General features: G+C 69.6%; 18 protein-coding genes, 1 tRNA gene and 3 pseudogenes. 8 read left to right on the top strand and 14 right to left on the bottom strand.

Annotation, left to right across the window (positions count from 1 at the left end):
- Nucleotides 1–326: 326 nt before the first annotated feature.
- The 4 genes and pseudogenes from AB5J53_RS42245 to AB5J53_RS42230 all read right to left on the bottom strand — a co-directional run bounded on the left by AB5J53_RS42245 (nt 327) and on the right by AB5J53_RS42230 (nt 4,286).
- Nucleotides 327–1,973, bottom strand: a complete 1,647-nt coding sequence (locus AB5J53_RS42245) for a thiamine pyrophosphate-binding protein (protein WP_369250872.1) — start codon at nt 1,971–1,973, stop codon at nt 327–329.
- Nucleotides 1,970–2,755, bottom strand: a pseudogene (locus tag AB5J53_RS42240) (cyclase family protein). Before AB5J53_RS42240 ends, AB5J53_RS42245 begins: the two are co-directional and overlap by 4 nt.
- Before the next feature lie 183 nt (nt 2,756–2,938).
- Nucleotides 2,939–3,751 (bottom strand): enoyl-CoA hydratase-related protein, encoded by an 813-nt coding sequence (locus tag AB5J53_RS42235; protein ID WP_369250871.1) that lies wholly within the window; start codon nt 3,749–3,751, stop codon nt 2,939–2,941.
- Nucleotides 3,752–3,791: 40 nt separating this feature from the next.
- Nucleotides 3,792–4,286, bottom strand: a complete 495-nt coding sequence (locus AB5J53_RS42230) for a PaaI family thioesterase (protein WP_369250870.1) — start codon at nt 4,284–4,286, stop codon at nt 3,792–3,794.
- A 98-nt stretch (nt 4,287–4,384) separates the two neighbouring features.
- Between AB5J53_RS42230 and AB5J53_RS42225 the strand changes: the two genes are divergently transcribed.
- Nucleotides 4,385–4,852 (top strand): winged helix-turn-helix transcriptional regulator, encoded by a 468-nt coding sequence (locus AB5J53_RS42225; protein ID WP_369250869.1) that lies wholly within the window; start codon nt 4,385–4,387, stop codon nt 4,850–4,852.
- 435 nt (nt 4,853–5,287) lie between these two features.
- Nucleotides 5,288–5,626, top strand: a complete 339-nt coding sequence (locus tag AB5J53_RS42220) for a hypothetical protein (protein ID WP_369252815.1) — start codon at nt 5,288–5,290, stop codon at nt 5,624–5,626.
- A gap of 526 nt (nt 5,627–6,152) precedes the next feature.
- Here AB5J53_RS42220 and AB5J53_RS42215 read toward each other — a convergent pair.
- From AB5J53_RS42215 to AB5J53_RS42200, 4 genes are all read right to left on the bottom strand, one after another.
- Nucleotides 6,153–7,331 (bottom strand): FAD-dependent monooxygenase, encoded by a 1,179-nt coding sequence (locus AB5J53_RS42215; protein ID WP_369250868.1) that lies wholly within the window; start codon nt 7,329–7,331, stop codon nt 6,153–6,155.
- A 460-nt stretch (nt 7,332–7,791) separates the two neighbouring features.
- Nucleotides 7,792–7,865, bottom strand: a tRNA-Pro gene (locus AB5J53_RS42210).
- A gap of 809 nt (nt 7,866–8,674) precedes the next feature.
- Nucleotides 8,675–9,442, bottom strand: coding sequence for an NPP1 family protein (locus AB5J53_RS42205; protein ID WP_369250867.1), 768 nt, complete (start codon nt 9,440–9,442; stop codon nt 8,675–8,677).
- Between the two features lie 265 nt (nt 9,443–9,707).
- Nucleotides 9,708–11,117 (bottom strand): hypothetical protein, encoded by a 1,410-nt coding sequence (locus AB5J53_RS42200; protein WP_369252813.1) that lies wholly within the window; start codon nt 11,115–11,117, stop codon nt 9,708–9,710.
- A 252-nt stretch (nt 11,118–11,369) separates the two neighbouring features.
- On the opposite strand from AB5J53_RS42200, the gene AB5J53_RS42195 reads away from it, so the two are divergent.
- Entirely contained in the window at nt 11,370–12,125 is a 756-nt protein-coding gene (locus AB5J53_RS42195) for a hypothetical protein (protein WP_369250866.1), read from the top strand.
- Here the strand turns inward: AB5J53_RS42195 and AB5J53_RS42190 are convergent.
- The 5 genes from AB5J53_RS42190 to AB5J53_RS42170 all read right to left on the bottom strand — a co-directional run bounded on the left by AB5J53_RS42190 (nt 12,061) and on the right by AB5J53_RS42170 (nt 17,682).
- Nucleotides 12,061–13,134: a maleylacetate reductase gene (locus AB5J53_RS42190; protein ID WP_369250865.1), complete on the bottom strand. Its 1,074-nt coding sequence runs from the start codon at nt 13,132–13,134 to the stop codon at nt 12,061–12,063. The genes AB5J53_RS42195 and AB5J53_RS42190 overlap by 65 nt on opposite strands.
- Nucleotides 13,131–13,994 carry an intradiol ring-cleavage dioxygenase gene (locus AB5J53_RS42185; RefSeq protein WP_369250864.1) on the bottom strand — a complete coding sequence of 288 codons (864 nt, stop codon included), beginning with the start codon at nt 13,992–13,994 and terminating at the stop codon, nt 13,131–13,133. The genes AB5J53_RS42190 and AB5J53_RS42185 overlap by 4 nt, the downstream gene beginning before the upstream one ends.
- Nucleotides 13,995–14,060: 66 nt before the next feature.
- Nucleotides 14,061–15,101: a ComEC/Rec2 family competence protein gene (locus AB5J53_RS42180; RefSeq protein WP_369250863.1), complete on the bottom strand. Its 1,041-nt coding sequence runs from the start codon at nt 15,099–15,101 to the stop codon at nt 14,061–14,063.
- A 110-nt stretch (nt 15,102–15,211) separates the two neighbouring features.
- Nucleotides 15,212–16,513 (bottom strand): hypothetical protein, encoded by a 1,302-nt coding sequence (locus tag AB5J53_RS42175; protein ID WP_369250862.1) that lies wholly within the window; start codon nt 16,511–16,513, stop codon nt 15,212–15,214.
- A complete protein-coding gene (locus AB5J53_RS42170) occupies nt 16,510–17,682 on the bottom strand; it encodes a caspase domain-containing protein (protein ID WP_369250861.1) in 1,173 nt (390 codons plus the stop codon). Before AB5J53_RS42170 ends, AB5J53_RS42175 begins: the two co-directional genes overlap by 4 nt.
- 127 nt (nt 17,683–17,809) lie before the next feature.
- Between AB5J53_RS42170 and AB5J53_RS42165 the strand changes: the two genes are divergently transcribed.
- Both AB5J53_RS42165 and AB5J53_RS42160 read left to right on the top strand, forming a co-directional pair.
- The gene (locus tag AB5J53_RS42165) at nt 17,810–18,934 is read left to right on the top strand and encodes a DUF2235 domain-containing protein (protein ID WP_369250860.1); all 1,125 of its coding nucleotides are present in this window, start codon (nt 17,810–17,812) and stop codon (nt 18,932–18,934) included.
- Between the two features lie 24 nt (nt 18,935–18,958).
- Nucleotides 18,959–19,486, top strand: a complete 528-nt coding sequence (locus AB5J53_RS42160; RefSeq protein ID WP_369252811.1) for an NUDIX hydrolase family protein — start codon at nt 18,959–18,961, stop codon at nt 19,484–19,486.
- A gap of 65 nt (nt 19,487–19,551) precedes the next feature.
- On the opposite strand, the gene AB5J53_RS42155 is transcribed toward AB5J53_RS42160, so the two are convergent.
- Nucleotides 19,552–19,656, bottom strand: coding sequence for an SHOCT domain-containing protein (locus tag AB5J53_RS42155; protein WP_369250859.1), 105 nt, complete (start codon nt 19,654–19,656; stop codon nt 19,552–19,554).
- A 607-nt stretch (nt 19,657–20,263) separates the two neighbouring features.
- Between AB5J53_RS42155 and AB5J53_RS42150 the strand changes: the two genes are divergently transcribed.
- The 3 genes and pseudogenes from AB5J53_RS42150 to AB5J53_RS42140 all read left to right on the top strand — a co-directional run bounded on the left by AB5J53_RS42150 (nt 20,264) and on the right by AB5J53_RS42140 (nt 21,485).
- Nucleotides 20,264–20,902: a DedA family protein gene (locus AB5J53_RS42150; protein ID WP_369252809.1), complete on the top strand. Its 639-nt coding sequence runs from the start codon at nt 20,264–20,266 to the stop codon at nt 20,900–20,902.
- A 117-nt stretch (nt 20,903–21,019) separates the two neighbouring features.
- Nucleotides 21,020–21,139: pseudogene (locus AB5J53_RS42145) on the top strand (hypothetical protein); the annotation flags it as partial.
- Between the two features lie 66 nt (nt 21,140–21,205).
- Nucleotides 21,206–21,485: pseudogene (locus AB5J53_RS42140) on the top strand (DUF3140 domain-containing protein).
- The last annotated feature ends 10 nt before the right edge of the window (nt 21,486–21,495 follow it).

Here is a 21,495-nt window from a genome sequence, read left to right as displayed (position 1 = left end):
CCCGTGCGGCCGCACACTGCACCCCGACGTCCCCTCCCGGCGCCGCTCCGGAGCGCCGGCCCGAACCGAGCGGACTCGAGCGCCGAGGCCGGGCACGCCGGGCCGAACCGACCCGTCGGCGGAGTCACTCGTCGTTCACGCGGCGCGTGAGCCGCTGGGACCGCAGTACGTCGCTCTCCGCACGGAGTTCCGCGGGCGACGGGCGGGCCGTCGGCGGAACTGAACTCCCGGGCGAAGCCGAGGGGTGCGCACAGCAGCGCGGCGAAGCGGTCGGCCTCCTCCAGGGAACGCTCCACGAACCGGAAGATTCTGTGTCGGCGGATGAGTCAGTGCCCACGGAACGCCTCCTCCAGCCACCAGGCCCCGCGATCACCGACCACCTTGGCGTCGATGAGCAGAGGTGCGGATCGTGGCCCACGGGCCCAGTCCTCGACGGCCTTCAGGTCCGCAGGTGTGCGCACGGTCACCGCCTCGAATCCGTACCCTCGCGCGACGGCGGCGATGTCCGTCGGCGGGAACCTGACCGTGTCGAGCGGGTGTCCGCCGGGCCCGAAGTGGTGCACCTCCGCTCCGTACGCGTCGTCGTTGTACACGACGACCACCATCGGCAGTCCGAGCCGACGTACGGTGTCGAGTTCCACGGCGCTCATCAGCGCACCTCCGTCGCCGAGTGCGGCCACGGGCAGCCTGTCCGGCTGTGCCAGCGCCGCTCCGATGGCGGTCGCCAGCCCCAGGCCGATCGACTGGAACGCCTGAGTGAAGCACAGGCCGTTGTGGTCCGGCACCGAGAGGTACATGCTCGGGTAGCCCATGAAGTTGCCGGAGTCCACGCCGATCACCCGCTCAGCGGGGAGGATGTCGTCGAGCGCGATGCTCAGGGTCCGTGGGTCGATCCGCTCGCGGCCGCTCTCGTCGTCGTACGGCACGTCCCGCCACCGGATCCCTGCGGCGATGGCCGCCCGGATGTCGGCGGTCCGGTAGCCCTGTCGTGGTTCGCCGCCCGCCGTGAGGTCGAGCGCTTGCCGGGCCGTGAGCTCCACATCGCCGACGATGCCGAGCTGCACGTTGCGGTGTGCGCCGAGCGCGGCCGCGTCGTCGTCGACCTGTGCGACGGTGGCGTCGGGGCCGATCAGCCGGCCGTGCCGCATCGTCCACATGTTCAGCGCGCAGCCCCAACCCACGATCAGATCCGCCGCCCGGATCAGCTCCGCCGCCACGGGCGACGAGAAGCCCCCGGACACGTCGAGCGACCACGGGTTGCCGTGGAACAGTCCGCGGGCGACGGCCGAGGTCGCCAGCAGTGCGCCGTAACGCTCGGCGAGCGCCGCGAGGGCGTCCCGGCAACCGGGGGTGCGGGAGCCCCGGCCGGCTACGAAGACCGGTTGCCGGGCCTGTTCGAGCGCCTGCACCAGCGCGGCGACGTCGGCCGCCACCGGCTCGACCGCGGCCCGTTCGGGCGGCGGGGCGATCAAGGCCGGTGCGCCGTCGGGTACTTCCATGGCCTGCACCGCCAACGGAAGGTTCAGCACTACGGTGCGCCGCTCGTGCACGGCTCGTCGCAGCGCGGCGCCGGCCTGTACCACCGCGTCCTCCGCCGACGTCACGCGCGCCGTGACGGCGCCCACCGCCTGCGCCAACGCCTCTTGGTCGACATAGAAGTTGGACCTCGGTTCGGTCACTTCGGCGGCCAGCACAAGAAGCGGTGTACGGCTCTTGGCCGCCTCGGCGATGCCGGTCATGGCGTTCGTCAGGCCGGGTCCCTGGTGCACGCTCAGCGCGGCCACCGTGCCGCTCGTCCGCGCGTAGGCGTCGGCCATGGTCGCCGCACCGCACTCGTGGCGTGCGGCGACGAACCGCGAGCCCGCCGCGACCATGGCGTTGGTCAGGTGGAAGTTGCCCGAACCGACCACGCCGAACACGTGGTCGACCCCGGACTCGGCCACCGCCCGGCCGACGGCTTCCGCGACCTTCATGAGCGCTCCACCAGGGCGATCACCCGCGCGGGAGCTCCGGAGCCACTGACGATGGGCAAGGGACCCGCGACGACGACAGCGCCGGTCGGGGGCAGCGCCGCCAGGTTCTGCAGCTGGGTCAGACCGTACTACACACTGCCCATGAGATACGAGTGACAGGGGAAGGCCGGGTCGAAGGAGTGCGCACCTCCGGCGTCGGTCCCCACCGTCTCGACACCGAGGCCGATCACCGGCGACTCCTCCGCCACCCACCGGGCACATTCCGGCGACAGGCCAGGAGTGTGCGGGCCGTTCTCGTCGGCGTTGACGAACGCCTCCTGAGAGTGCGAGCGGGCGTCCCAACCGGTGCGGAGCAGCAGCCAACCGCCGTCGGGCAATGGTCCGTTGTCCGCCTCCCACGCCTTGATGTGGTCCACCTCGACGAGGTGGTCGGGGTCTTTGGCAGCCGCGGCGGAGAAGTCCAGTACGGCAGCGGGTGCGATCAGCCGGCGCGCCGGCACCGACGCGACGTCGGCGTGGTCCTTCCCGGTGACCCAGTGCACCGGAGCGTCGAAGTGCGTGCCGGTGTGCTCACCACTACGGAAGTTGTTCCAGTACCAGGCCGGACCCCGGTCGTCGTACCTGCTGATCTCCTCCAGTTCGAACACCGCCGTCTGACCGAACTCGGCGGGCAGTTGGATCACCGGAGTGGACGACGACAGCGGGGAGGTGAGGTCGACGACTTCGATCGCACCACTCCGCAACCCGGCTACCAGGGCGCTGAGGATGGAGGGCTGGGGCATGACGACCTCCTGAGACATGGCTGACCTGTCGGCAACGCAGGACGCGTTGACGACGGCTGGACCCTCAAGAGTGTCAGTCGATGCCCGGGGCACGCGAGGTTCGCCACGGTCACCAAGGAGGACTGCGCACCATCCGTTCGCCGAGCGTCGATGCTCGACCACCTGTGGCCCAGGCCCGCCCCCTTAGGGAGCGGACAGCGGGCCGACTGCGCGGGAGGTGATGCGCGCGGCCGTGTCCGCCGTGCCCAGCAGTCGGGCGGAGGTCGCGGCTTCGGCCGACATACGCAGCACCGGGTCGGCCCCGGCGGGCCTCAGCAGTGTGTGCGTGGCTTTCAGTGCCGCCGCGGGCGCGGCCAGCAGAACCGCCACCTGCTCGGCCACGCGGGCATCGAGGCGCTCCCGGTTGTCGAGCACCTCGGTGACCAGACCGAGGTGTGCGGCCTGGACGGCGGAGAGGCGTTCGCCCAGCAGCAGGAGCTGGGCGGCACGCTGTGGCCCGAGACGCTCCGGGAGCAGGAGGCTGGCGGCGGCGTCCGGTACGACGCCCCGGTCGACGAACGCGTACTGCAGATGGCTGCGACGGGTCGCGTAGACGAGGTCGAAGTGCAGCAGCGCGGTGGCACCGCTTCCCACGGCGGAGCCGTCCACGGCCGCGACCAGGATGGTTTTGGTGTGCAGTACCGCCTTCTGGAACTCAAGGACGGGAGAGCTGAGGGTCAGGGCCGTTCCGGGGTGGGCCAGGAAGTCGTCGAGGTCGTTCCCGGAGCAGAAGTCCTGGCCGGCACCGGTGAGCACAATGACCCGTACACCTGGGTCGGCATCCGCCTCGGCGACGGCGTCGGCCAGAGCCCGGTACATGGCCAGGGTCAGTGCGTTGCCCTTGTGGGGCCTGTTGACGGTGAGGGTGACCAGCGCTCCCGCGCGGTCGACGCGGATCTCCCCGGTGGAGTCGGAGGCGGACGGCCTTTCGATCCCAACGGTGCTGTCGAGGGTCATGTCGCCTCCGTGTCCGGTCTGTGCGCTTGGGAGGTGGGGGTCAGGCGGTCGGCAGCGGAAACACCATGCACGTGCTGGTGGCGTGCGCGAGAAGGCGGTCCGATCCGTCGAGCAGCTGGGCCTCGGCGAGCGCGGTACGTCGGCCGCTGCTGAGGACGCTGCCGACGGCGCGGATCTTGCCCGTGTCGACCGTGATCGGGCGGAGGAACTTCACCGTGAGGTCGAGCGACGTGTAGCCCATGCCCTGCGGCAGGGTCGACTGGACCGCGCAGCCGGCCGCCGAGTCGAGCATCGTCGCGTAGATCCCGCCGTGCACGCTGCCGATGGGGTTGTAGTGCTCCTCGCCGGGCACCAGGGAGAAGACCGCGCGTCCGTGGTCCACCTCTTCGAGGGCGATGGCCAGTGTCGCGCCGATCGGCGGCGAGGGCACACGTCCGGCGAGGATCTCCCGAAGGAACTCCAGCCCCGAGCTCCGCCCGACGGCGGCCGCCGAGATCGTGGGGTCCTGCCAGTCGTATGTACGAGACCGTTCCATGCGGCTGTGCTACCTCCTCTGACTTTATTTTACGAAGCTAGCCCTGGACGACGCTGACTGTCAATGACAAAGCCAGGTGACTTGCCTACGATGACGGCATGAAGTGGCTGGAGATCAGCACAGAGAACTGCACGGTCCAGCGCACTCTCGACCTGATCGGCGAGAAGTGGACGCTGCTGATCCTGCGTGACGCCTTCAACGGGGTCCGCCGCTTCGACGACTTCCGCCGCCACGTGGGGCTCTCCGAGGCGGTCCTCGCCGGTCGGCTCCGCAAGCTGGTCGAGGCCGGGATCCTGAGGACCGTCCCGTACCAGGAGCAGGGCAGCCGGACCCGGCACGAGTACCGCCTGACCCGCAAGGGCCGGGATCTGTGGCCCGTCCTCGTGGCGCTCCGGCAATGGGGCGAGACATACGTCGGGGATCCCGAGGGCCCGGTCCTGGACATCCAGCACAGCGAGTGCGGTGGCCCGGTACGCGTCGTGGTCGAGTGCTCCGACGAGCACGCCCCGCTGTCCCCGACCGAGGTCACGGTCCTGCCGGGGCCCGCGGCCCGCCCTCGCGCCTGACACCACGGTCTGCACGCATGTCGGGACGCTCAGAAGTGTTCGCCCCGTCAGCGCGGGTTCTTGCGGCGGCGGATTCTGGATGAAGTTGTCTCACGGCCCGTCCACCGAAAGGTGGACGGGCCGTGATGCGTTCTGCCTTGAGGTGCCATCAAAGAAACACGGAATACACACACGGGTGGTCGACTATCCGTCGGCAAAAGAAACCCCGCTCACACATTTGGGCACGTTGCAGAATAGGTGCCCATATTTGGGATATCGCGATCGACGTGTAACGCGACGGCGGTTGCGTGACGCTGACGTACACGGGCCCGCGCGACGACCTGTGTGTGACGCGGCAGGAGATTCTCCTGACAGACAGCCCAGAGCGTGTTTTGCCCCCACCTCGGCTCGCAAAGTGATGCGTCAGATTGGATTCCAGTGAGCAATACCGACCCGATGCCCGGATCCCACGCCTACGGCCGACCCCCGGAGGGCCCACACCGCTACGAGCGGAGCCAGTCCGCTGCCCGACGGACGGCCCTGGCTGTCCACACGATCGGTGACATCGCCGCCGTTTTCCTGGGTCTGTGGATCCTGCTCCACCTGCTCGGAGCCAACGAAGCCAATGTCTTCGTCGAGTTCGTGCATGGAACGGCCGACTGGCTGGCCTGGTGGTCACAAGACATTTTCACTATGGACACGGAGAGCCTTCGTGTTCTCCTCAATTACGGTCTGCCGGCTCTGATTTATCTGCTGGTCGGGCATGGGATCGCTACGCGGCTCGGTCGCGCATGACCGCATTCAGATCTCAGTCCTGGTCGATGGGGTGACCGTATCCAGACCTCTGATTCCAGACGACCCACGACGGCGAACCACGATTGCCCCTGCCGTCATCAAGGATTTCGGGGTCCTCTCAGGCGGCCCGAAGTACGACACCAAGAAGGACCAGCCCTGTGACACCCAACTCAACCGGAAACGATCATCTGCCGGTCTACGAGAGCCTGGTACGCGAACGCGGTGACGTCGTGGCGGAAGCTCGCGTGGCAGCCGAACAGACGCAGCACCAGGCAACGCAAGCGCTCAATACGCGCGATGGAGTTCAGCCCGAGCCCGGTCCTCAGTGAGCCCTGTCCGTCCGGGCGACCCGCTGTGCCGTACGGGTCCGCGGGGGCAGGTGGACAACGAGGTTTCTCCTGCCTGCCCCCGCGGAGCACCCGCACAGAGAGGGCCCTGTCCCCACGCGTTGCCGCCGCACTCCGCCGCCGCGCCACCATCACCACGATCAGAACGCCGGCCGGCCGCCCGCCAACCCCGTGGTCACTCACGATGGCGCCTGTTGGTCAAGGACGTCGACGGCCCACGCGGTCGCTTGAGGCATGAACCCGTGCTCGGCCGCGTATGCCGCCATGCGGGCGTTCCGCGCCTGGGCTTCGGGTCCGTCCGGCAGGTGGAACTCCTCGCCCGCCCGCGCGGAACCGGTCTGCACGCTCGTGGCGGTCGAGAGCCGCCGACGCACGTACCGGTCGAGCCCGGCGGGTACCTCGGCCGGCGTCGCACCCGCGAGGGCGTCGCCGAGCACGGCCGCGTCAAGGATCGCCTGCGCCGCACCCTGCGCCTGGAACGGCACCATGGCGTGGGCACTGTCGCCCAGCAGAGTCACCCGCCCGACGTTCCATCGCGCAAGCGGGGCACGCGTGTAGATGCCGTAGCGGAACACCTGCCCCGCGCGTTCAAGAACCTTGAGCACCCTGGAGTCCCACCCGTCGAACTCGCGCAGCTGCTCTCCCGGCTCCGCCCGAGCGGTCCACGACTCCTGCGCCGCCTCCGCCCCGAACACGGCCACTACGTTGAGCAGTTCCCCACGACGCACCCAGTAGTGGACGAAGTGCCGGCCCGGTCCGAGCCAGGCGGCGAGCTCCGGCAGGTCCAGATCGGCCACCTGGTCGGCCGGGAGCAGCGCCCGATAGGCAGCGGTTTTCGAGAAGACCGCCTCGTCCGCGCCGAAGAGCCACTGGCGGGCCGCGGACCGTATCCCGTCGGCGGCCACGACCAGGTCCGCACCCAAGCGCTCGCCGCTTGCCGTGGTCACGTAGGCCGACTCGTCGTCCTGGTCGATTCCCACGACGACGGTGTTCAGGCGCACCGACCCGGGCGGCACCGCGGCGGCAAGTGCCTGGTGCAGATCGGCCCGGTGGAGTAGCAGGTAGGGCGCCCCGAACTCGTCCTCGGCCTCGCGTCCCAGCGTGTAGCGGCAGATCTCGGCCCCATCGGACCAGGTGCGGAAGCTCACGTGGGAGGGGCGGGCGGCCTGTGCGGCGACCGCGTCGAGCAGGTCCAGTCGGCGCAGCACACGTGTGGCGTTGGGCGCGAGCTGGATCCCGGCACCGACCTCGGTGAACCGCGGCGTCTGCTCGACAAGCGTGACCTCATGGCCGGCGCGGCGCAGGCTCAGCGTCGCGGCCAGTCCCCCGATGCCCGCCCCCACGACGATCGCCCTCATGCCACGGCCTCACTTCGACGGACTCGCGCGCCCACGCCCTGACCCCACAACCTGGCCGAGCACGAAGGCGTCGGTCAACCCGAGCATCGCCAACCAGTCGTCGACAGCTGACGGCCGAACACCCGACGTGCTGTGTTTCGGCCGCACCGACCGGGCCGCGCTGGAGGCGTACGCGGACTGCATGCAGCGCCTGTTGAACCAGGCCGCCTGTGACGCGGACGCGGTGCGAGGCGAGATCCGCGGCTTCGTGCTGGAGCATCTCAGCGCCGAGGACAGCGTGTTGATCGTGGGTGAGACCGGGTTCATCAAGCGTCGCTGCGGCCCGCGCGGGCAGAACGCCCGTACCGTCTCCGCCATCCTGCCCGACGCCTGGGAGATCCGCCGGCGACGGCGCCCACGGAAACGATCCGAACGAAGAAGGGCCCTCACAGGCTCTCGCCTGCGAAGACCCTTCGCACCGTCGGGACGACAGGATTTGAACCTGCGACCCCTTGACCCCCAGTCAAGTGCGCTACCAAGCTGCGCCACGTCCCGATGCGTCCGACCCGCAGTGACCCGCGTGATCGTGCAGTCAAACCCTACCCCACGCAGGTGGATGGCTGTGCACGGGCAGTCATCGTCCCAGCGTACGAGCGACGCCGTGCCTCGGGAACGCCGCTTACGGAGTGGATCCGTACGCCGGATGGTGCGATCCAGCGCTGTCGGCGCGGGTCGGCGATGTCGACGGCGCGGAGCGGATGGCGCCCGCAGCGCGCGGACCAGAGCGGACCAGAGCGGGGGGCTGCCCCTCCCGGGTCGTGACGGTGATCGCGGGTGGCTGCGACGCAGGGCGGCGATGACCGGGGCGACAGGACGGCGAGGGCCGGGTGCTCGACTTCACCGACACGCGGGCCGCGCACCGGCTGGCAGCCGAGCCCGGCGCGGTTCCGCGCGCCGGACATCGTGGTGTCCCAGCGCGAATGCCCTGCTCATCCGGGACCGGTCCGCAGGCCGGGGTGCACGGCCGCAGGGCGACGAGTTCGACGGCACCTCGCTCGACGAGGTCGAGGCGGCGGTCGCCTTGCTCGACCTCCTGCTCTCCGAGAAGGTCGACCCGGCGGCGTACGGCGAACTCGTCCGCTTCGGGGAGGTCATGCCCTGGCAGGAGGACAGGCCGCCTCGCGCCACCAGGAACGGCTCGTCGCCGAGTAACCGGGGAGGTGGCAACTCACGGGCCGCGGGGGGGTGCAGACTCGCTGCTGCCCGGGGGTGGGTGCCGACTCCTTGCGGCCCGGGGTGGGTGGCGACTCACTGTGGCCGGGGGTGGGTGGCGATGCACGGCCACCCACCCCCGGCCGCGCCGATCAGGCGTTGGGGTCGAAGGAGATGCCGGCCGGCTTGGCCTTCTCCAGGTGGTAGTTGAAGTTGCCGTCCTTGAGACCGAAGACGGCGCTGCCGAAGTCGTACGCGCTCAGCTTGTCGCGCAGACCCGCGGGGTACCCGTTCCAGCCGACCAGGGTGGGGAACTGCCAGGTGTGGTAGTGGTTCTCCGGCGGTTCGTCGTTGGAGTTGGCCGGGCGGAAGCAGTGCGTGCTGATGCCGTCCTTGTGGTAGACGACCTTGGGGTGTGTGCCGTCCCAGCGGATCTGGTCACGACCGTAGATGTTGAAGTTGCCGTGGGCCGAAGTGGACACGTACTTGGCCTCGTTGTCCTGCACCCACACCACGACGTGTTCCCAGTCGTTGCGGTGCCCGCCCAGACCGCTGCCGACCACGGCCTGGTCCTTCTCGAAGTACAGGCCGTACATGATGGCGCACCAGCCGTTGTTGCACTTCCCGCGCGAGTAGCCGTTGGTGTTGTCCAGGTCCCAGGAGTCGTGGCACTGGCCGTTGAGTGCACCGGACGGCTTGAGGCCGCCGTTGATGGTGCCGTCGGGGCCGATGGCGGGAGTCGGGTAGCAGCCGTCCGTGTCGTAGTCGTAGGCGGGCTGGAACGTCTGCTCCAGTCCGTCCGCGTTCGCGGGCAAGGCCTTCGGCGGGTCGGCGAGCGCGCTGCCGGGAAAGGCGACGACCAGCGCGACAGCGCTGCCGAGGATGAGCGAGACCCTGCGGATCCGCGAGCTTCTCTTCACTGCGTCCTCCTGATCGACCGCGACGTGGGGGCAGGGCAGACCAGGCGGTCGTCGTGTTGGCATGCCCAGCTCAGCTTTCCGGGCTGTTGTCGAGAACGCCAGCGTCTGGAGGTGTCAGAGCGATGAAGGATCAACCAATTGGCGGAGTGGGGTGGCCCATTGGGCGCCGAGGACGCGTTCGCCGCCCAACTCCCGGGCCCCGGTGGGCTGTTTGCCACCGGGCCCGGAAGAGTGACGGCTGAACGGCGTCCGCCTGCTCGGGCGGCTACATCTTGCCGTCGGCGAGCTTCCACTCCCGGTGCAACGTGCCCAGCGGGATGCTGTGTTGGAAGACGGGTGTGCCGAAGATGGACAGCTGGATGCGCAGAGTGCCGGTCAGGTCGACGCCGCCGTAGACGCCCCAGGCACCCGACGCTCCGACACTCGTCTTCGCCGTGGCACCGGTCGCGGACGTGGCGCCGAGCGAGCCCGCCGCCTCACCGCGGAGATACGGAGCCAGGTCGGCGGTGACGCCGACGGTGCCGTACAGCCCGACCGTGGCCTCCGCGCCGAGGGACGCCTTCACGCTTCCGGCCGTGGTGACGGAGGTGCGCACCGGCGAGCTCGCCATGTGCGACTCGTTCACCGGCGTCCAGCCCTTGGCCGGGCCGAAGGTGCCACCGGCCTTGAAGTCGCCCTTGAGGTCCTGCTCGATGTCGACGGTCACGCTTCCGTCGGCGCTGATCTGGAAGTAGCAGGTCAGATCGAGGTTCACCACGACGGGAATCGGGCCGACCTGAAGCACGGGGTCGGCGTGCAGCTTCGCGAACGGCACCCGTACGGGCTGGGCCGAGGCCGCCGCACGCCCCTTGACCGCCCACCGCGAGGTCCAGTCGCCGGAGACGCCGAGGTACGCCGCCCCCGGCCCGGAGGCGGCCGAGTCGCCGCCGTAGGAGAAGTCGACCTCGGGCGCGACCTGGACGAAGCCGGAGACGGATGCCGTCGCCGAAGCCGGTGCTCCCGCCGCCGCGACCTTCGCCCCGACATCGATCCGCAGGCTGCCGAGCGGAACCTCCGTGCCCTCGGGTCCGGAGTGGATGTCCCCCGTCTTCGCCCAGGAGACCTTCACCTCGGGCAGCAGCCGCTCGACGTCGAAGGAGGCGGGATCGACGGGAACGGAGCCCTTCGCGTCGTCGTCACCGAGCAGCGCGTCCAGGGTCGCCGGAGCCGTCTGCACCTCGGTGCCGTCTCGACTCTCGCCGATCACCTTGGTGACCTTGGCGAGGAGTCCGTCCGGGGCACCGGGCGCGGGGGCACTGGCAATGACGTCGCCCATGGAGGTGCCGTGCGGCTTCGCGGTGTTCCCGGCGGTCGGGGACGGTGACGCGGTCCCCTTGCCTCCGGAAGTCCCTTTATCTGCTGGGGATATGACGGCACGTCGGGTGCGGCTGTCGTACGACTTCACCTTCAGCGCGGTCTTACGGGCCTTGCCGCCCGCCGCACCCGGCCGCGCGACGGCGGTCGAGGTGGCTGCCGCCTCGGGAGCGGCGGCGACGGCGAGCGGTTGGCCGGCGGCGGTGGTGCCGGAGGAGGCTTCGGCGTCCTGTGCGCGTGCGGCGGAGGGGGAGGAGTGTGCCCCGGGCTCTGCGGCACAACCGGCGGCGAGGAAGAGGGCGGATGCGGCGAGCGCGGGCATGACGGCACGCAAGGGCCGCTTGCGGATACGCAAGGTCAGTCCTGAGGGGGGTGGGGGGTGGCAAGGGATTACCAGCCGGTAACCAAGGGTGAGGGTGTCATGAACCTGTGAAGTTCTGCTCCACGTTTCCGACACTCCGGGGGTGATGTGCGCCACGCCGGCGATCTAGGAGCGGGTTCGAGGCCGTACCCGGGCTCGTTTTCTCCAATTCCCCTGGGGCACAACACAACTGATGCCGCATCGGGAGGCCGCATGAGTGAAGACGCGCAGGGCAGCCGAGTCCTCGACTGGATCGCGGAGAACTCCTCACGGCAGCAGCGTGATCCGGAGCGCGATCAGGACAACAGGACCGTTGGACGCCTGCGCCTCGGGGTCGGAGTCATCGGCATCACGCTTCCGCCGGCGGTGCCATTGGGAAACGAGATCCTCCAGGCGTTGGGATCAAAGACCGCGATCATGCCCGGGTCCATCAGCGGCTCGTACTACACCGGCACACGGAATGTCTTCGTCGGCAGCCTGTGCGCGCTGGGCGTCTTCCTCATCTGCTATCGCTACAACAAACGCGACGACTACTTCAGCTCGGCAGCCGGCGTATTCGCCCTGGCCGTCGCGTTCCTGCCGACGTCACCGGACGACCATCCGAGCGCACGCCAAGAGGCTGTCGGTGTCATTCATCTCGTGTGCGCCGCGCTGCTTCTCCTCATGCTGGCGACGTTCTGCATCATGTCCTTCTGGGATCCGGCACCGACGGACAAGCGACATGTGAATCGGCTTTATCTGGCGGCCGGAGCGGCCATCGTCGCCTTCACGGCCATCGCCGGAATCGCGCAATTGACCAAATGGGGCGCCGACTGGACGTTCACGTCCGTCTACCTCTGCGAAACGCTGGCAGTGTGGGCGTTCGGTATCGCCTGGCTGACCGCGGCACTCGAAATGGGCGCCCTCAGGTTCGGGGCTCCCAGCCCTCGTACGCGGCTGTCAGCAGACCCAGTACGCCATTCGCCGTGACCTCGCGGGGGTTGGGGTACGACTCCTCGGCGGTCCGCGCGGCCGCGACCGGCAAGTCTCGTTCCTTCAGGCCCAGTTCGGCGAGAGTGCGGGGAGCGCCGAGGCTTCCCGCCATTTCACGGAGGGCGCGGGGCACGTCGTCGGTGTTCAGGGCGCGGGACAGGGCGGTGATCGCCTGGGGCGCGGCGGACGCGTTGTAGGCGAGGACGTACGGGAGGACCACCGTGTGGGTCTCCGCGTGCGGCAGGCCGAAGGTGCCGCCGAGTACGTGGCAGAGCTTGTGGTGCAGCCCCATGGCGGTGGCACCCAGGCAGGCACCGCAGAGCCAGGCGCCGTACAGGGCGCGGCTGCGGGCGTCGAGGTCGCGCGGGGCGGCGGCCACCTGGGGCAGGGCCCCGGCCATCGCCCGTACGCCTTCCTCGGCCATGAGGGAAACGAGGGGCGAGGCATCGGGCGCGTAGAGGGCCTCGGCCGCGTGCGCGAGGGCGTTGATGCCGCTGGTGACGGAGAGGGGGACCGGGAGCGCGAGGGTGAGCTCAGGGTCGTAGACGACGCTGCGGGGCTGGACGGTGGGGTCGCGCCCGGTGCGTTTGGCGCCCTGCTCGGTGAGGCCCCAGACGGGGGTCATCTCGGAGCCGGAGTAGGTGGACGGTACGGCGATCAGCGGCAGGCCGGTGCGCAGCGCGATCGCCTTGCCGAGGCCGATCGCGGAGCCGCCGCCGACCGCGACGCATCCATCGGCGCCCGCCGCGCGCGCCACCTCGACGGCCCGGTCGGCGACCTCCACGGGCACATGCATACGGGCCTCGGCGTGCAGCCCCGCGCACGCGTCGCCGAGCGCGTCCGCGACCGCCCGCGCGGTGGCCTCGCCCCGGCTGCCGCAGACCACCAGGACCCTGCGCAGACCGAGCCGCGCGGCCTCGCCCGGTGTCGCGGACACCGAGGCGCCGGGGCGGAACACGACTCGCGCGGGCCGGGTCTCGTACGAGAAGTCGAGAGGGGGGCTCATCGGGGCTCCAGTACGAGGTCGAAACGTGCGTGCCGGAAGGGGTTGGGGATGCCGAACTCCCCTGCCAGGGACCGGTCGTCGGTCTCGGCGAAGTCGGCGACCAGGCTTTCCTTCACCGCGAACACCGCGTCGGAGTCGAGGTAGGGGCTGCCCGCCACGAAGATGTGGGTGGTGACGGAGGCGTGGCCCTCCGCCGAGGCGATGAAGTGGATGTGGGCGGGGCGGTAGGGGTGGCGACCGGTGGCCCGCAGGAGGTCACCGACCGGTCCGTCCGTGGGGATCGGGTACGGGCTGGGCACGCATGTGCGGAACCAGAAGCGGCCCTCGGCGTCCGCCGTGAAGAGCCCGCGTCCGTTGCCGGGTGGCTGGATGTCCGGCCGCTGGACGTCGTAATAGCCCTCGGCGTCGGCCTGCCACACATCGAGAACCGCTCCGGGCAGCGGGGTGCCGTCGCTCGACAGCACCCGGCCGCTGACCGCGCACGGCTCGCCGGCCCCCACCAGGTCGATGTCGGCGCCGAGTGCACGTACCGGCGACTCGGTCATGTGGAAGGGGCCGAGGACGGTCGACTCGGTGGCGCCGGGAGCGCGGTGGCCGCCCAGGGTCTCCACGAGCATCGAGACGCCCAGCACGTCCGACAGCAGGATGAACTCCTGCCGGGTGTCGGTGCACGTCTGCCCGGTCGCGGTGAGGAAGCCGATGGCGCGCTCCCACTCCTCCGTCGTCGGCCCCGTCTCGCGTACGAAGTCGTGGAGGTGACGGGTGAGTGCGCTCAGCAGTTCGCGCAGCCGTGGATCGGCCGTGCCCTTGAGGCTGTCGACGACGGCGCCGGTGATGTCCTTGGTGAATTCCGTGGTCATGCCGCTCCCCTGGTCACGCCGGTCATCCTGCCAGGCATGCGCCCGAGGCCACGAGGCCGTCGGAACTCACAGTTCGAAGCTGACGAATCCGTCGTCGGCGTTCCGCTCCGGCGCCGTGACGCTGTAGCCGAAGCGGTTCTTGAGGGTGGCGACGTCCCACATCGCCGCGCGGTCTCGGTAGTTGAAGACGATCTCCTTCTCGTCGCCCCCGTGCTTGAGGATGCGGGCGACGGCGATCTCGTTGGGATGATCGTGTCGGGCGCCGCTCGTGGATATCAGATAGCGGTCGCAGTCGATCAGTTCGAGCAGCTCGTTGGAGATGTTGTGATCGCTGCCGTGGTGGGCGACCTTGAGGACGTCGACGTGGAAGCGGCCGCCTTCCTCCTCGGCCCGGGGGCGTATCGACGCCACGAGTCTGCGGTCGTCCGCGTCGCCGGTGAGGATCACGCGCTTGTCCTCGAACTCGAAGAGCAGTCCGATGCTGGTGAGGTTCGTCTTCGAGGTGTCCGGCTTGAAGGGTGACGCGGCGAGCTGCTCCACATTCGGGGCACCGAAGTGCTCGAAGCCCGCCACCGGAGGGAGTTCGTCGGCGTCGCGGCCCGGGATCAGGCCGTTCTTGGCACACTCCGCGCTCCAGACCGGTGCCAGCCGCTCCAGTTGCCCGCGGTCGGGCGAGAGCACGTCCATCGTGGAACCGTCGTCGAACCACGCGAGGTCCCGTCCGACTTCGACGCTGCGCCCGCCGAACGCGTCGTTCCACGGCACCTTCTGCGCCAGCAGAGCACTGGTGAGCTTCTCGCCGTCCACCGCGCCGAACCCCTCGGCGTCGAGGAGCTGGTCGAAGCCGTTGAACCAGACGTCCCCGAACTCCACCGACCGGTCGGGGTCGTCCATCAGGGCGAGTACGCCGAGGATGTGGTCCTGATCGACATGGGTGACGACGAGGAGGTCGACCAGGCCGTCGAGCCCGGCCAGCGTCGGCTTGATGAGCGGATACGTGCCCGAGCGGCCGCCGTCGACGAGGATCCGGCGTACGAAGGTGTCGTCGCCGTACTCCAGGAGCAGGCAGTCGCCGTCCTCGCCGGGCATCATGGTGAACTTGATCATTGCGGCCTCCCAGGCGGACTGGTCATGGCGATCTCCCGTGCCGAGCTGTCATGGCGACCTTGGGCCACCTTCTGTGCGGAGCGGTCATGACGGCCGTCCGTGCCGGGCGGTCATGGCGACGTTCGGTACAGGGCGACGATCACGAACGGCTCGCGCGTGTCGACGCGCCACGACAGGCGGCGGGCCTGGTCGAGCCGGTCCTTGCACTCCGGGTCGTCGGGGAACTCGGAGAGCCCGTGGATGAGGCGGCTCAGGCCCAGGGTGAAGACCGGCACTCCGCGGTCGAAGGCCTCGACGAGCGCGTCGCGCGCCGCCTGCCGCTCCTCTTCGGTGTGCGCCCTGCGCAGATGGCGCATGGCCCACAGCAGGGATCCGTCGCTCATCCAGTCGAACTCGTGCCGCAGCCGGGAGAGCCACGGGTCCCAGCGGCGCGGTCGTTCGGCCAGCTCGCTGCCGACCAGAACGTACGCGCCTGCCACCGCCGCGAGCGGGTTCGTCATCTCGCCGTAGAGCATGGTCTCCGCGTCCTTGACGAGGGTCGCGGCCGAGTCGAAGGCGCCTCGGACCATGTAGCCCAGGGCGGGGCCCACCCGGCTGTCGCGCACGGTCACCGAGACGGCGCTGCCGGTCGGGCTCTGACGCTCGTTGACGAGGACCTCGATCTGCGCCGAACCCCAGGGCGCCGGGAGGGTGACGACGTAGTCGCTGCCGGCCAGTGAGACGACCAGGAACTGCCGTGGGCCGGTGGGCCCGCCGCGTGTGGGCCCACCGAGCCTGGGCTCGCCGTGCTCGTCGACCGGGCCGTGCGGGCCGAAGCGGTAGAGCCGCGCCGCCGCGTCGCCCAGATGGAGACTGGGGACGGAGTGGGGCACCGACTGGGCGATCTCCAGCACGACCGGTCCCTGCGGGGGCTCCTCGGCGAGCTTGAGCAGGGACGCGAACTGCCAGCTCGCCGCCTTGGGATCGCCGACCCAGGCCGCGTGGCCGGGTTCGACGACCGAGGACCACTCCCGGACCCCGGAGCTCGATCCCCGGGAGCGGGGCACCGGCGTCTCCTCGCCGTCGTGGTAGGCACCGTAGGACTCGATGTTGCCCATCAGGTACTGCCAGGAGTGCGACTCGTACGGCGAGGGCGACGTGCACAGCGTCACGGACGTGTCGGTGGCTTCCCGCGCCTCGGCGTCCTTGGAGAGCAGGACGCCGGAGGGCAGCGTGGCGGACACGATGTACCGGCCGGCTGCGACCTCGAAGCGCGCCGGCGGAGCCGAAGCCCCGCAGGGGAAGAGGACGTTGCGGAGCGACTCGCCACCGCCGCCGTCGGCCGGGTAGATGTTGCCGACGACCTTCGCCCCGGCGGCGCCGTCGGTTTCCTTGAGACCCAGCGCGACCCGCACGCTCAGGAAGGCACTCATCGCTTCACCAGCTGTACGCGGCGGAAGACCGGACGTACGGTGACGGACTTGGTCAGCACGTCGTGGTCGCCGAGTCTCGCTTCGAAGTCGTAGTTGCCAAAGCTGAGTTCGATGGCCCACTCGCTCTGCGGATCCGCCTCGTCGACCTCGCCGGGCGCCCGCCGCAGCCGCTCCTGGCCGCCCTCGCGGCAGACGAATTCGGCGTCGGCGTTGTCCTCCGCGTGCTCACAGCCCACGTAGACCGGGACGACCGGTGGATCGGCCAGCTCATGCAGTACGAACACGGGCAGTTCACCGACCGAGGGGACCTGGACGCCCGCGACCGCTCCCGCGAACTGCGGCTGGTGCATGAAGTGGTCGATCGCTTCGAGGAGATGGGAGGTGTTGACCCGCCAGTCGCCCTCGGGATCGTCGCTCGCCGCACCGGCGAGGCTCTTGAGCAGCGCCTCGGTGAACAGGCTCACCTGCCCGGGCCGGGCGTGCGAGCGGTCCCCGGCCAGGGTGGCGTAGTACGGAATGTGGAAGCGTCGGGGCAGATCGAGCGGACGCGTCCCGGCCCCGAGCGGCGTCTGCCCGGCGAACCGCGTGCCCGAACTCTCGATCAGCACATCCGAGTTGGACCGGCAGGCGTCGACGAAGAACACCTGCTGGGAGGCCTTGCACCGCTTGAGCCCGTTCATCAGCCCCGCGAAGTCCAGTGCGCTGTTGAGGGGGTTGTGTTCGTCGGCGAAGATGTCGGCGGCGAGGAGCGCCATGTCGTCGCCCTGCGATACGCCGTGTCCGCAGAAGTAGAAGATGAGCCGGTTGTCGACGTGGCTGTCACCGCGGTCGTACCACTCCCTGATCGCGGTGAGGATGTTGTCGATGGTGGCGACGTCGACGTCGTGGGCGGTCCCGGTGCGTGGGTTCACGAACGGGGCCGGCTGCTCCTCGCTCAGCAGCAGGGCCAGACTGCCGAGTCGTCGCTGCGGATCGTTGTACTCGGAGATGAGCCACGTCGCGAGGGCGCGGGCGGAGACAGGGGGCGAGCTGAGCTGCCGCATCCCGTCGGAGTCCGCCACCGGCGCCTCGCCGCCGGCCAGATGCGGGTACTTTCCGACGCCGATGACCAGCGCGTGGGTGCGCGGAAGGCCCGTGTCCTCTTCGAGGTGAACTACGGAACCGGCCATGGATCCTCCGGAACCCGACTGCGCCGGAGACTGCCCGCGACCGGAGACCACCCGCGAGCAGCATTTCCCTTATTATATTTCTAAGAGCCCGATATGTCATGGTATGTCAGCGAACGTGAGGACCGGCATGCCCAAGAACCTCGTCATCTGCCTGGACGGCACGGGCAATCAGTTGAAGGCGAAAGGGAACACCAACGTCGTCCGGCTCTACGAAATGCTGGACCTCTCCGATCCCGCCCGGCAGATCGCCTACTACGACCCCGGCGTCGGCACCTTCTCCGCCGCGGGCGCGTGGACACCCGTCGCCCGGCGCCTGTCGAAGCTTCTCGGTCTCGCCGTCGGCTCCGGGATGAAGGCCAACCTCGCCGAGGCGTACACGTATCTGATGGAGCATTACCAGCCGGGCGACCGGATCTACGTGTTCGGTTTCAGTCGCGGCGCGTATACGGCCCGCGCGCTCGTGGGCATGCTGAAGGCGGTCGGCCTGATGCGCCCCGGCATGGAGAACCTCGTCCCCTACGCCGTGTCCGTGTACGCCAAGAACAAGGACTGGACCCGGCAGGACTGGGACCAACTCCACCATTTCGCGGGCGCCTTCAGCAACGCGGTCGAGGGACGCGTCGGCATCTCCGTCGCCTACCTGGGGATCTGGGACTCCGTGAAGGCGTCCGGAGTGCTGCGCTGGAACCTGCGGTGGCCGTACACCCGTCAGCTCCCGAACGTCAGCCGTGTCCGCCACGCCGTGTCCATCGACGAGAAGCGCAGGCCCTATCGCGAGTACCTGGTCACGCCCGACAAGAAGCATCCAGCGACCGGCTCGGTCGAGCAGGTGTGGTTCGCCGGGGTGCACTCCGACGTCGGCGGGACCTTCGACGACGATCCCCGGCTCCCCACCATCACCCTCAAGTGGATCGTGGACGGCGCCCTCGACGAGGGCCTCCTGCTCAAGACCGGGTCGTACGCGCGCGAGGTGACCCTCGCACCCGAGGACGCGCCGGGGACGGTGCACCGGATGGGCTGGATCTGGGCCCTGCTCACCTACCGGCGCCGGAGGCTTCCGCGGGACGCGCAGGTGCACGCGAGTGTCCGGGCGCGGCTGGAGAAGGATCCGCGGTACGCGGACCGGATCCCCCCTACGGTGGTCTGGTCCGACACCGAATGGCTCACCCCTCGATGGCCGCACGTATCACCGTCGACGGCCCCGGGGGGCACGGTCGACCTGATGCGACACGCGCGCAGCAGCCGACACTGAAAGTATGATCAACCAATGTCTGACATGACCGAAACCACGCCCGGCTGGCTGACTCCCGACGAGCTGGAACTGGCCCGCGCACGGATGCCGATCCTGTACGTCGAGGCGGTACCGGTGCGCGTCGACGACAACGGCGAAGTCACCCACATCGGGCTCCTGCTGCGCATCGGTCCGGACGGGACGGTCAGCCGCACCCTCGTCTCCGGCCGGGTGCTGCACCACGAGCGGGTCCGGGACGCCCTTCTGCGCCACCTGGAGAAAGACCTCGGCCCGGTGGCACTCCCCCGGGTCCCCGCCTCCCTGCAGCCCTTCACCGTCGCCGAGTACTTCCCGACACTCGGGGTCACGCCCTTCCACGACCCCCGCCAGCACGCCGTCTCCCTCGCCTACATCGTCCCGGTGACCGGCGACTGCCGCCCGCAGCAGAACGCGCTCGACCTGGTGTGGGTCAGCCCCGAGGAGGCTTCGTCACCGCTGGTCCTCGACGAGATGCCGGGCGGGCACGGGGTTCTGCTCAAGCAGGCATTGGCGTATGTCGGCTGCCTGTCCTGAACGGCGCCATGGAGAAGCCGTTTTCACACAGCTGAGAAACGGACTCCGACCTGCTCAAAAGCTGTTCAGCCGAGGATGTTGCGCTTCCGCGCCTCGAATTCCTCTTCGGTCAGCACGTCTTGGGCCTTCAGGTCACCCAGTTGCTTGAGCTGATCCATCTTGATGCCCATGTCGTCTCCTGATGCTCATGTCGTCTCCGGGAACCGACGGCGGCGCGGATGCCGCCGCCTGCTGAGCGTCCTGCTCCGCCCATCGGCCTGCCTGACGACGTGACACACGGTTGGGTACCGCGGTGGCGGTTCCGGCGACGACGGCAGGGCCTGGAAGCCCGGACTCCGGGAAGCGGGTCGGACGCCGCACAACTCGCGCCAGCGCGCCCTGGGAAAAGGGCCGTTGGACTCCCGACCGGTCGTGGTCCAGGTCCGGATGCGCCGACACTGAGGGTGACTGTGCGATCACGCCAAGCAGTCCACTGAACAGCGCCGAGAAACCGGTCGTGACAGAGCCGTCGGTGCCGGAACTGCCCGCACCCAGATCATCGAGCGGGCCCGTCACCCCTTCGGGGTGGCCACATCGTGCCGTCGGCTGCGGTCGACGTCGATCCCCGGCGTCCCCGGCGGCGGCGCCCACGATCAAGGGATACGAGGGATACGTACGCTTGGCATCGAGGCACCTCCGCCGCGTCCACGGGATGCTTGATGACGGGCGAACTCGACGAGTGGGCCCGATGACGTTCGATGACGACGGCTCGATGAAGCCGGCCAGGAGGCGATGGCGGTGATCGCCGTCAACCCGATGGACAGCGCCTCGTTGCTGGCTGCCTTCGGTGCCCTGGGTGTCCTGGTGGTGATCTTCGCGGAGTCGGGCCTGCTGGTGGTCGGCTTCTTCCTGCCCGGCGACACGCTGCTGTTCCCGGCCGGGGTGTTGTGCGCGGGGAGTGGCCAGCAGGCGCCGCGGCTGGAGTTGTGGCAGGTGCTGCTGTGCGCGGCCGTCGGCGCCGTGGCGGGCGCCCAGGTGGGGTTTCTGCTCGGGCGGCGCGGCGGGCGCGCTCTGCTGGCCCGCACCTCGAACCGGCGCCTGACGGAGGGCATGGCACGAGCGGAGAAGCTCCTGGCCCGCTACGGATACGGCAAGGCCCTCGTGATCGGCCGCTTCATCCCGATGCTGCGGACGGTACTGCACCCGGCGGCGGGTGCGCTCGGCGTGCCCACGCGAGCCTTCACCGTCTGGCAGGTCGTCGGCGGCCTGCTCTGGTCGCAGAGTCTCGTCCTGATCGGATACACCCTCGGTTCCTCTGTCCCCCACATCGACGACTACCTGCTGCCGCTCGTCGCAGTGGTCGTCGCACTCTCCCTGCTGCCCCTGCTGGCGGAGGCACGCCGCACGCGGCGCGATCGGCGGTCGTCCTCGCGGTGACCGGGGCTCCGGTCGCGAGCGATCGGACGGGGACCGGACTCTTCGTGAACCGCGCCCACGTCGCCCGATCCTGTCTGGTTTCCACCCATTCGTCCTGGGCACCCGCCGTGGCATGGAGTGGTTGCGGAGAGCAGCCTGGGTGGGAGAGGACCCCGACCTGTTCTTCCCCGTGGGCACGGCGGCGCTGCACTGGAGGACCTCACCGCCGCCAAGCGCATCTGTACGCACTGTCCGGTGACCGCCCCGTGCCTGTCCTGGACGCTCAGCGCCGGAGAGGCGCTGCAGGACACCCTGGTGGCGAACATGACCTCCAGGAACTGGCGGCCTGGCTCCGGTCCGCGACGCCGGCGAGCAGACCGAGCCGCTGCCCGAGCACGCAGGATCGCCCACTGGCCAGCATGTCCTCGCGATCCTGCAGAAGCGGCGCGCGGATCTGACCGACGACGACATCCGCGTCATGTGCAAGGTCGTGGACACCGTCTCCTCGCAGCGGGGCGAGGAGAACGAGTCGGAGGCCGATGACGGGCACCGTCGCCACCGGCTGATGACTCTGCGGCACGATCCGCGCAAACCGCCTCAGTGAGAAGGCTTGA

Source organism: Streptomyces sp. R41, assembly GCF_041053055.1.
In the GTDB taxonomy this organism is placed as follows: domain Bacteria; phylum Actinomycetota; class Actinomycetes; order Streptomycetales; family Streptomycetaceae; genus Streptomyces.
Note: the sequence above shows the minus strand (reverse complement) of the source record. Positions and strands in the feature narration are given on the sequence as shown.

Bases quoted from the DNA above. Each gene is read 5' to 3' on its own strand.
- AB5J53_RS42220 (WP_369252815.1), top strand. From the start codon at position 5,288: ATGCCCGGATCCCACGCCTACGGCCGACCCCCGGAGGGCCCACACCGC.
- AB5J53_RS42170 (WP_369250861.1), bottom strand. From the start codon at position 17,682: ATGGCCGGTTCCGTAGTTCACCTCGAAGAGGACACGGGCCTTCCGCGC.
- AB5J53_RS42230 (WP_369250870.1), bottom strand. From the start codon at position 4,286: ATGGAACGGTCTCGTACATACGACTGGCAGGACCCCACGATCTCGGCG.
- AB5J53_RS42175 (WP_369250862.1), bottom strand. From the start codon at position 16,513: ATGAGTGCCTTCCTGAGCGTGCGGGTCGCGCTGGGTCTCAAGGAAACC.
- AB5J53_RS42200 (WP_369252813.1), bottom strand. From the start codon at position 11,117: ATGCCCGCGCTCGCCGCATCCGCCCTCTTCCTCGCCGCCGGTTGTGCC.
- AB5J53_RS42160 (WP_369252811.1), top strand. From the start codon at position 18,959: ATGACCGAAACCACGCCCGGCTGGCTGACTCCCGACGAGCTGGAACTG.
- AB5J53_RS42165 (WP_369250860.1), top strand. From the start codon at position 17,810: ATGCCCAAGAACCTCGTCATCTGCCTGGACGGCACGGGCAATCAGTTG.
- AB5J53_RS42180 (WP_369250863.1), bottom strand. From the start codon at position 15,101: ATGATCAAGTTCACCATGATGCCCGGCGAGGACGGCGACTGCCTGCTC.
- AB5J53_RS42225 (WP_369250869.1), top strand. From the start codon at position 4,385: ATGAAGTGGCTGGAGATCAGCACAGAGAACTGCACGGTCCAGCGCACT.
- AB5J53_RS42190 (WP_369250865.1), bottom strand. From the start codon at position 13,134: ATGAGCCCCCCTCTCGACTTCTCGTACGAGACCCGGCCCGCGCGAGTC.
- AB5J53_RS42235 (WP_369250871.1), bottom strand. From the start codon at position 3,751: ATGACCCTCGACAGCACCGTTGGGATCGAAAGGCCGTCCGCCTCCGAC.
- AB5J53_RS42245 (WP_369250872.1), bottom strand. From the start codon at position 1,973: ATGAAGGTCGCGGAAGCCGTCGGCCGGGCGGTGGCCGAGTCCGGGGTC.
- AB5J53_RS42215 (WP_369250868.1), bottom strand. From the start codon at position 7,331: ATGAGGGCGATCGTCGTGGGGGCGGGCATCGGGGGACTGGCCGCGACG.
- AB5J53_RS42195 (WP_369250866.1), top strand. From the start codon at position 11,370: ATGAGTGAAGACGCGCAGGGCAGCCGAGTCCTCGACTGGATCGCGGAG.
- AB5J53_RS42185 (WP_369250864.1), bottom strand. From the start codon at position 13,994: ATGACCACGGAATTCACCAAGGACATCACCGGCGCCGTCGTCGACAGC.
- AB5J53_RS42155 (WP_369250859.1), bottom strand. From the start codon at position 19,656: ATGGGCATCAAGATGGATCAGCTCAAGCAACTGGGTGACCTGAAGGCC.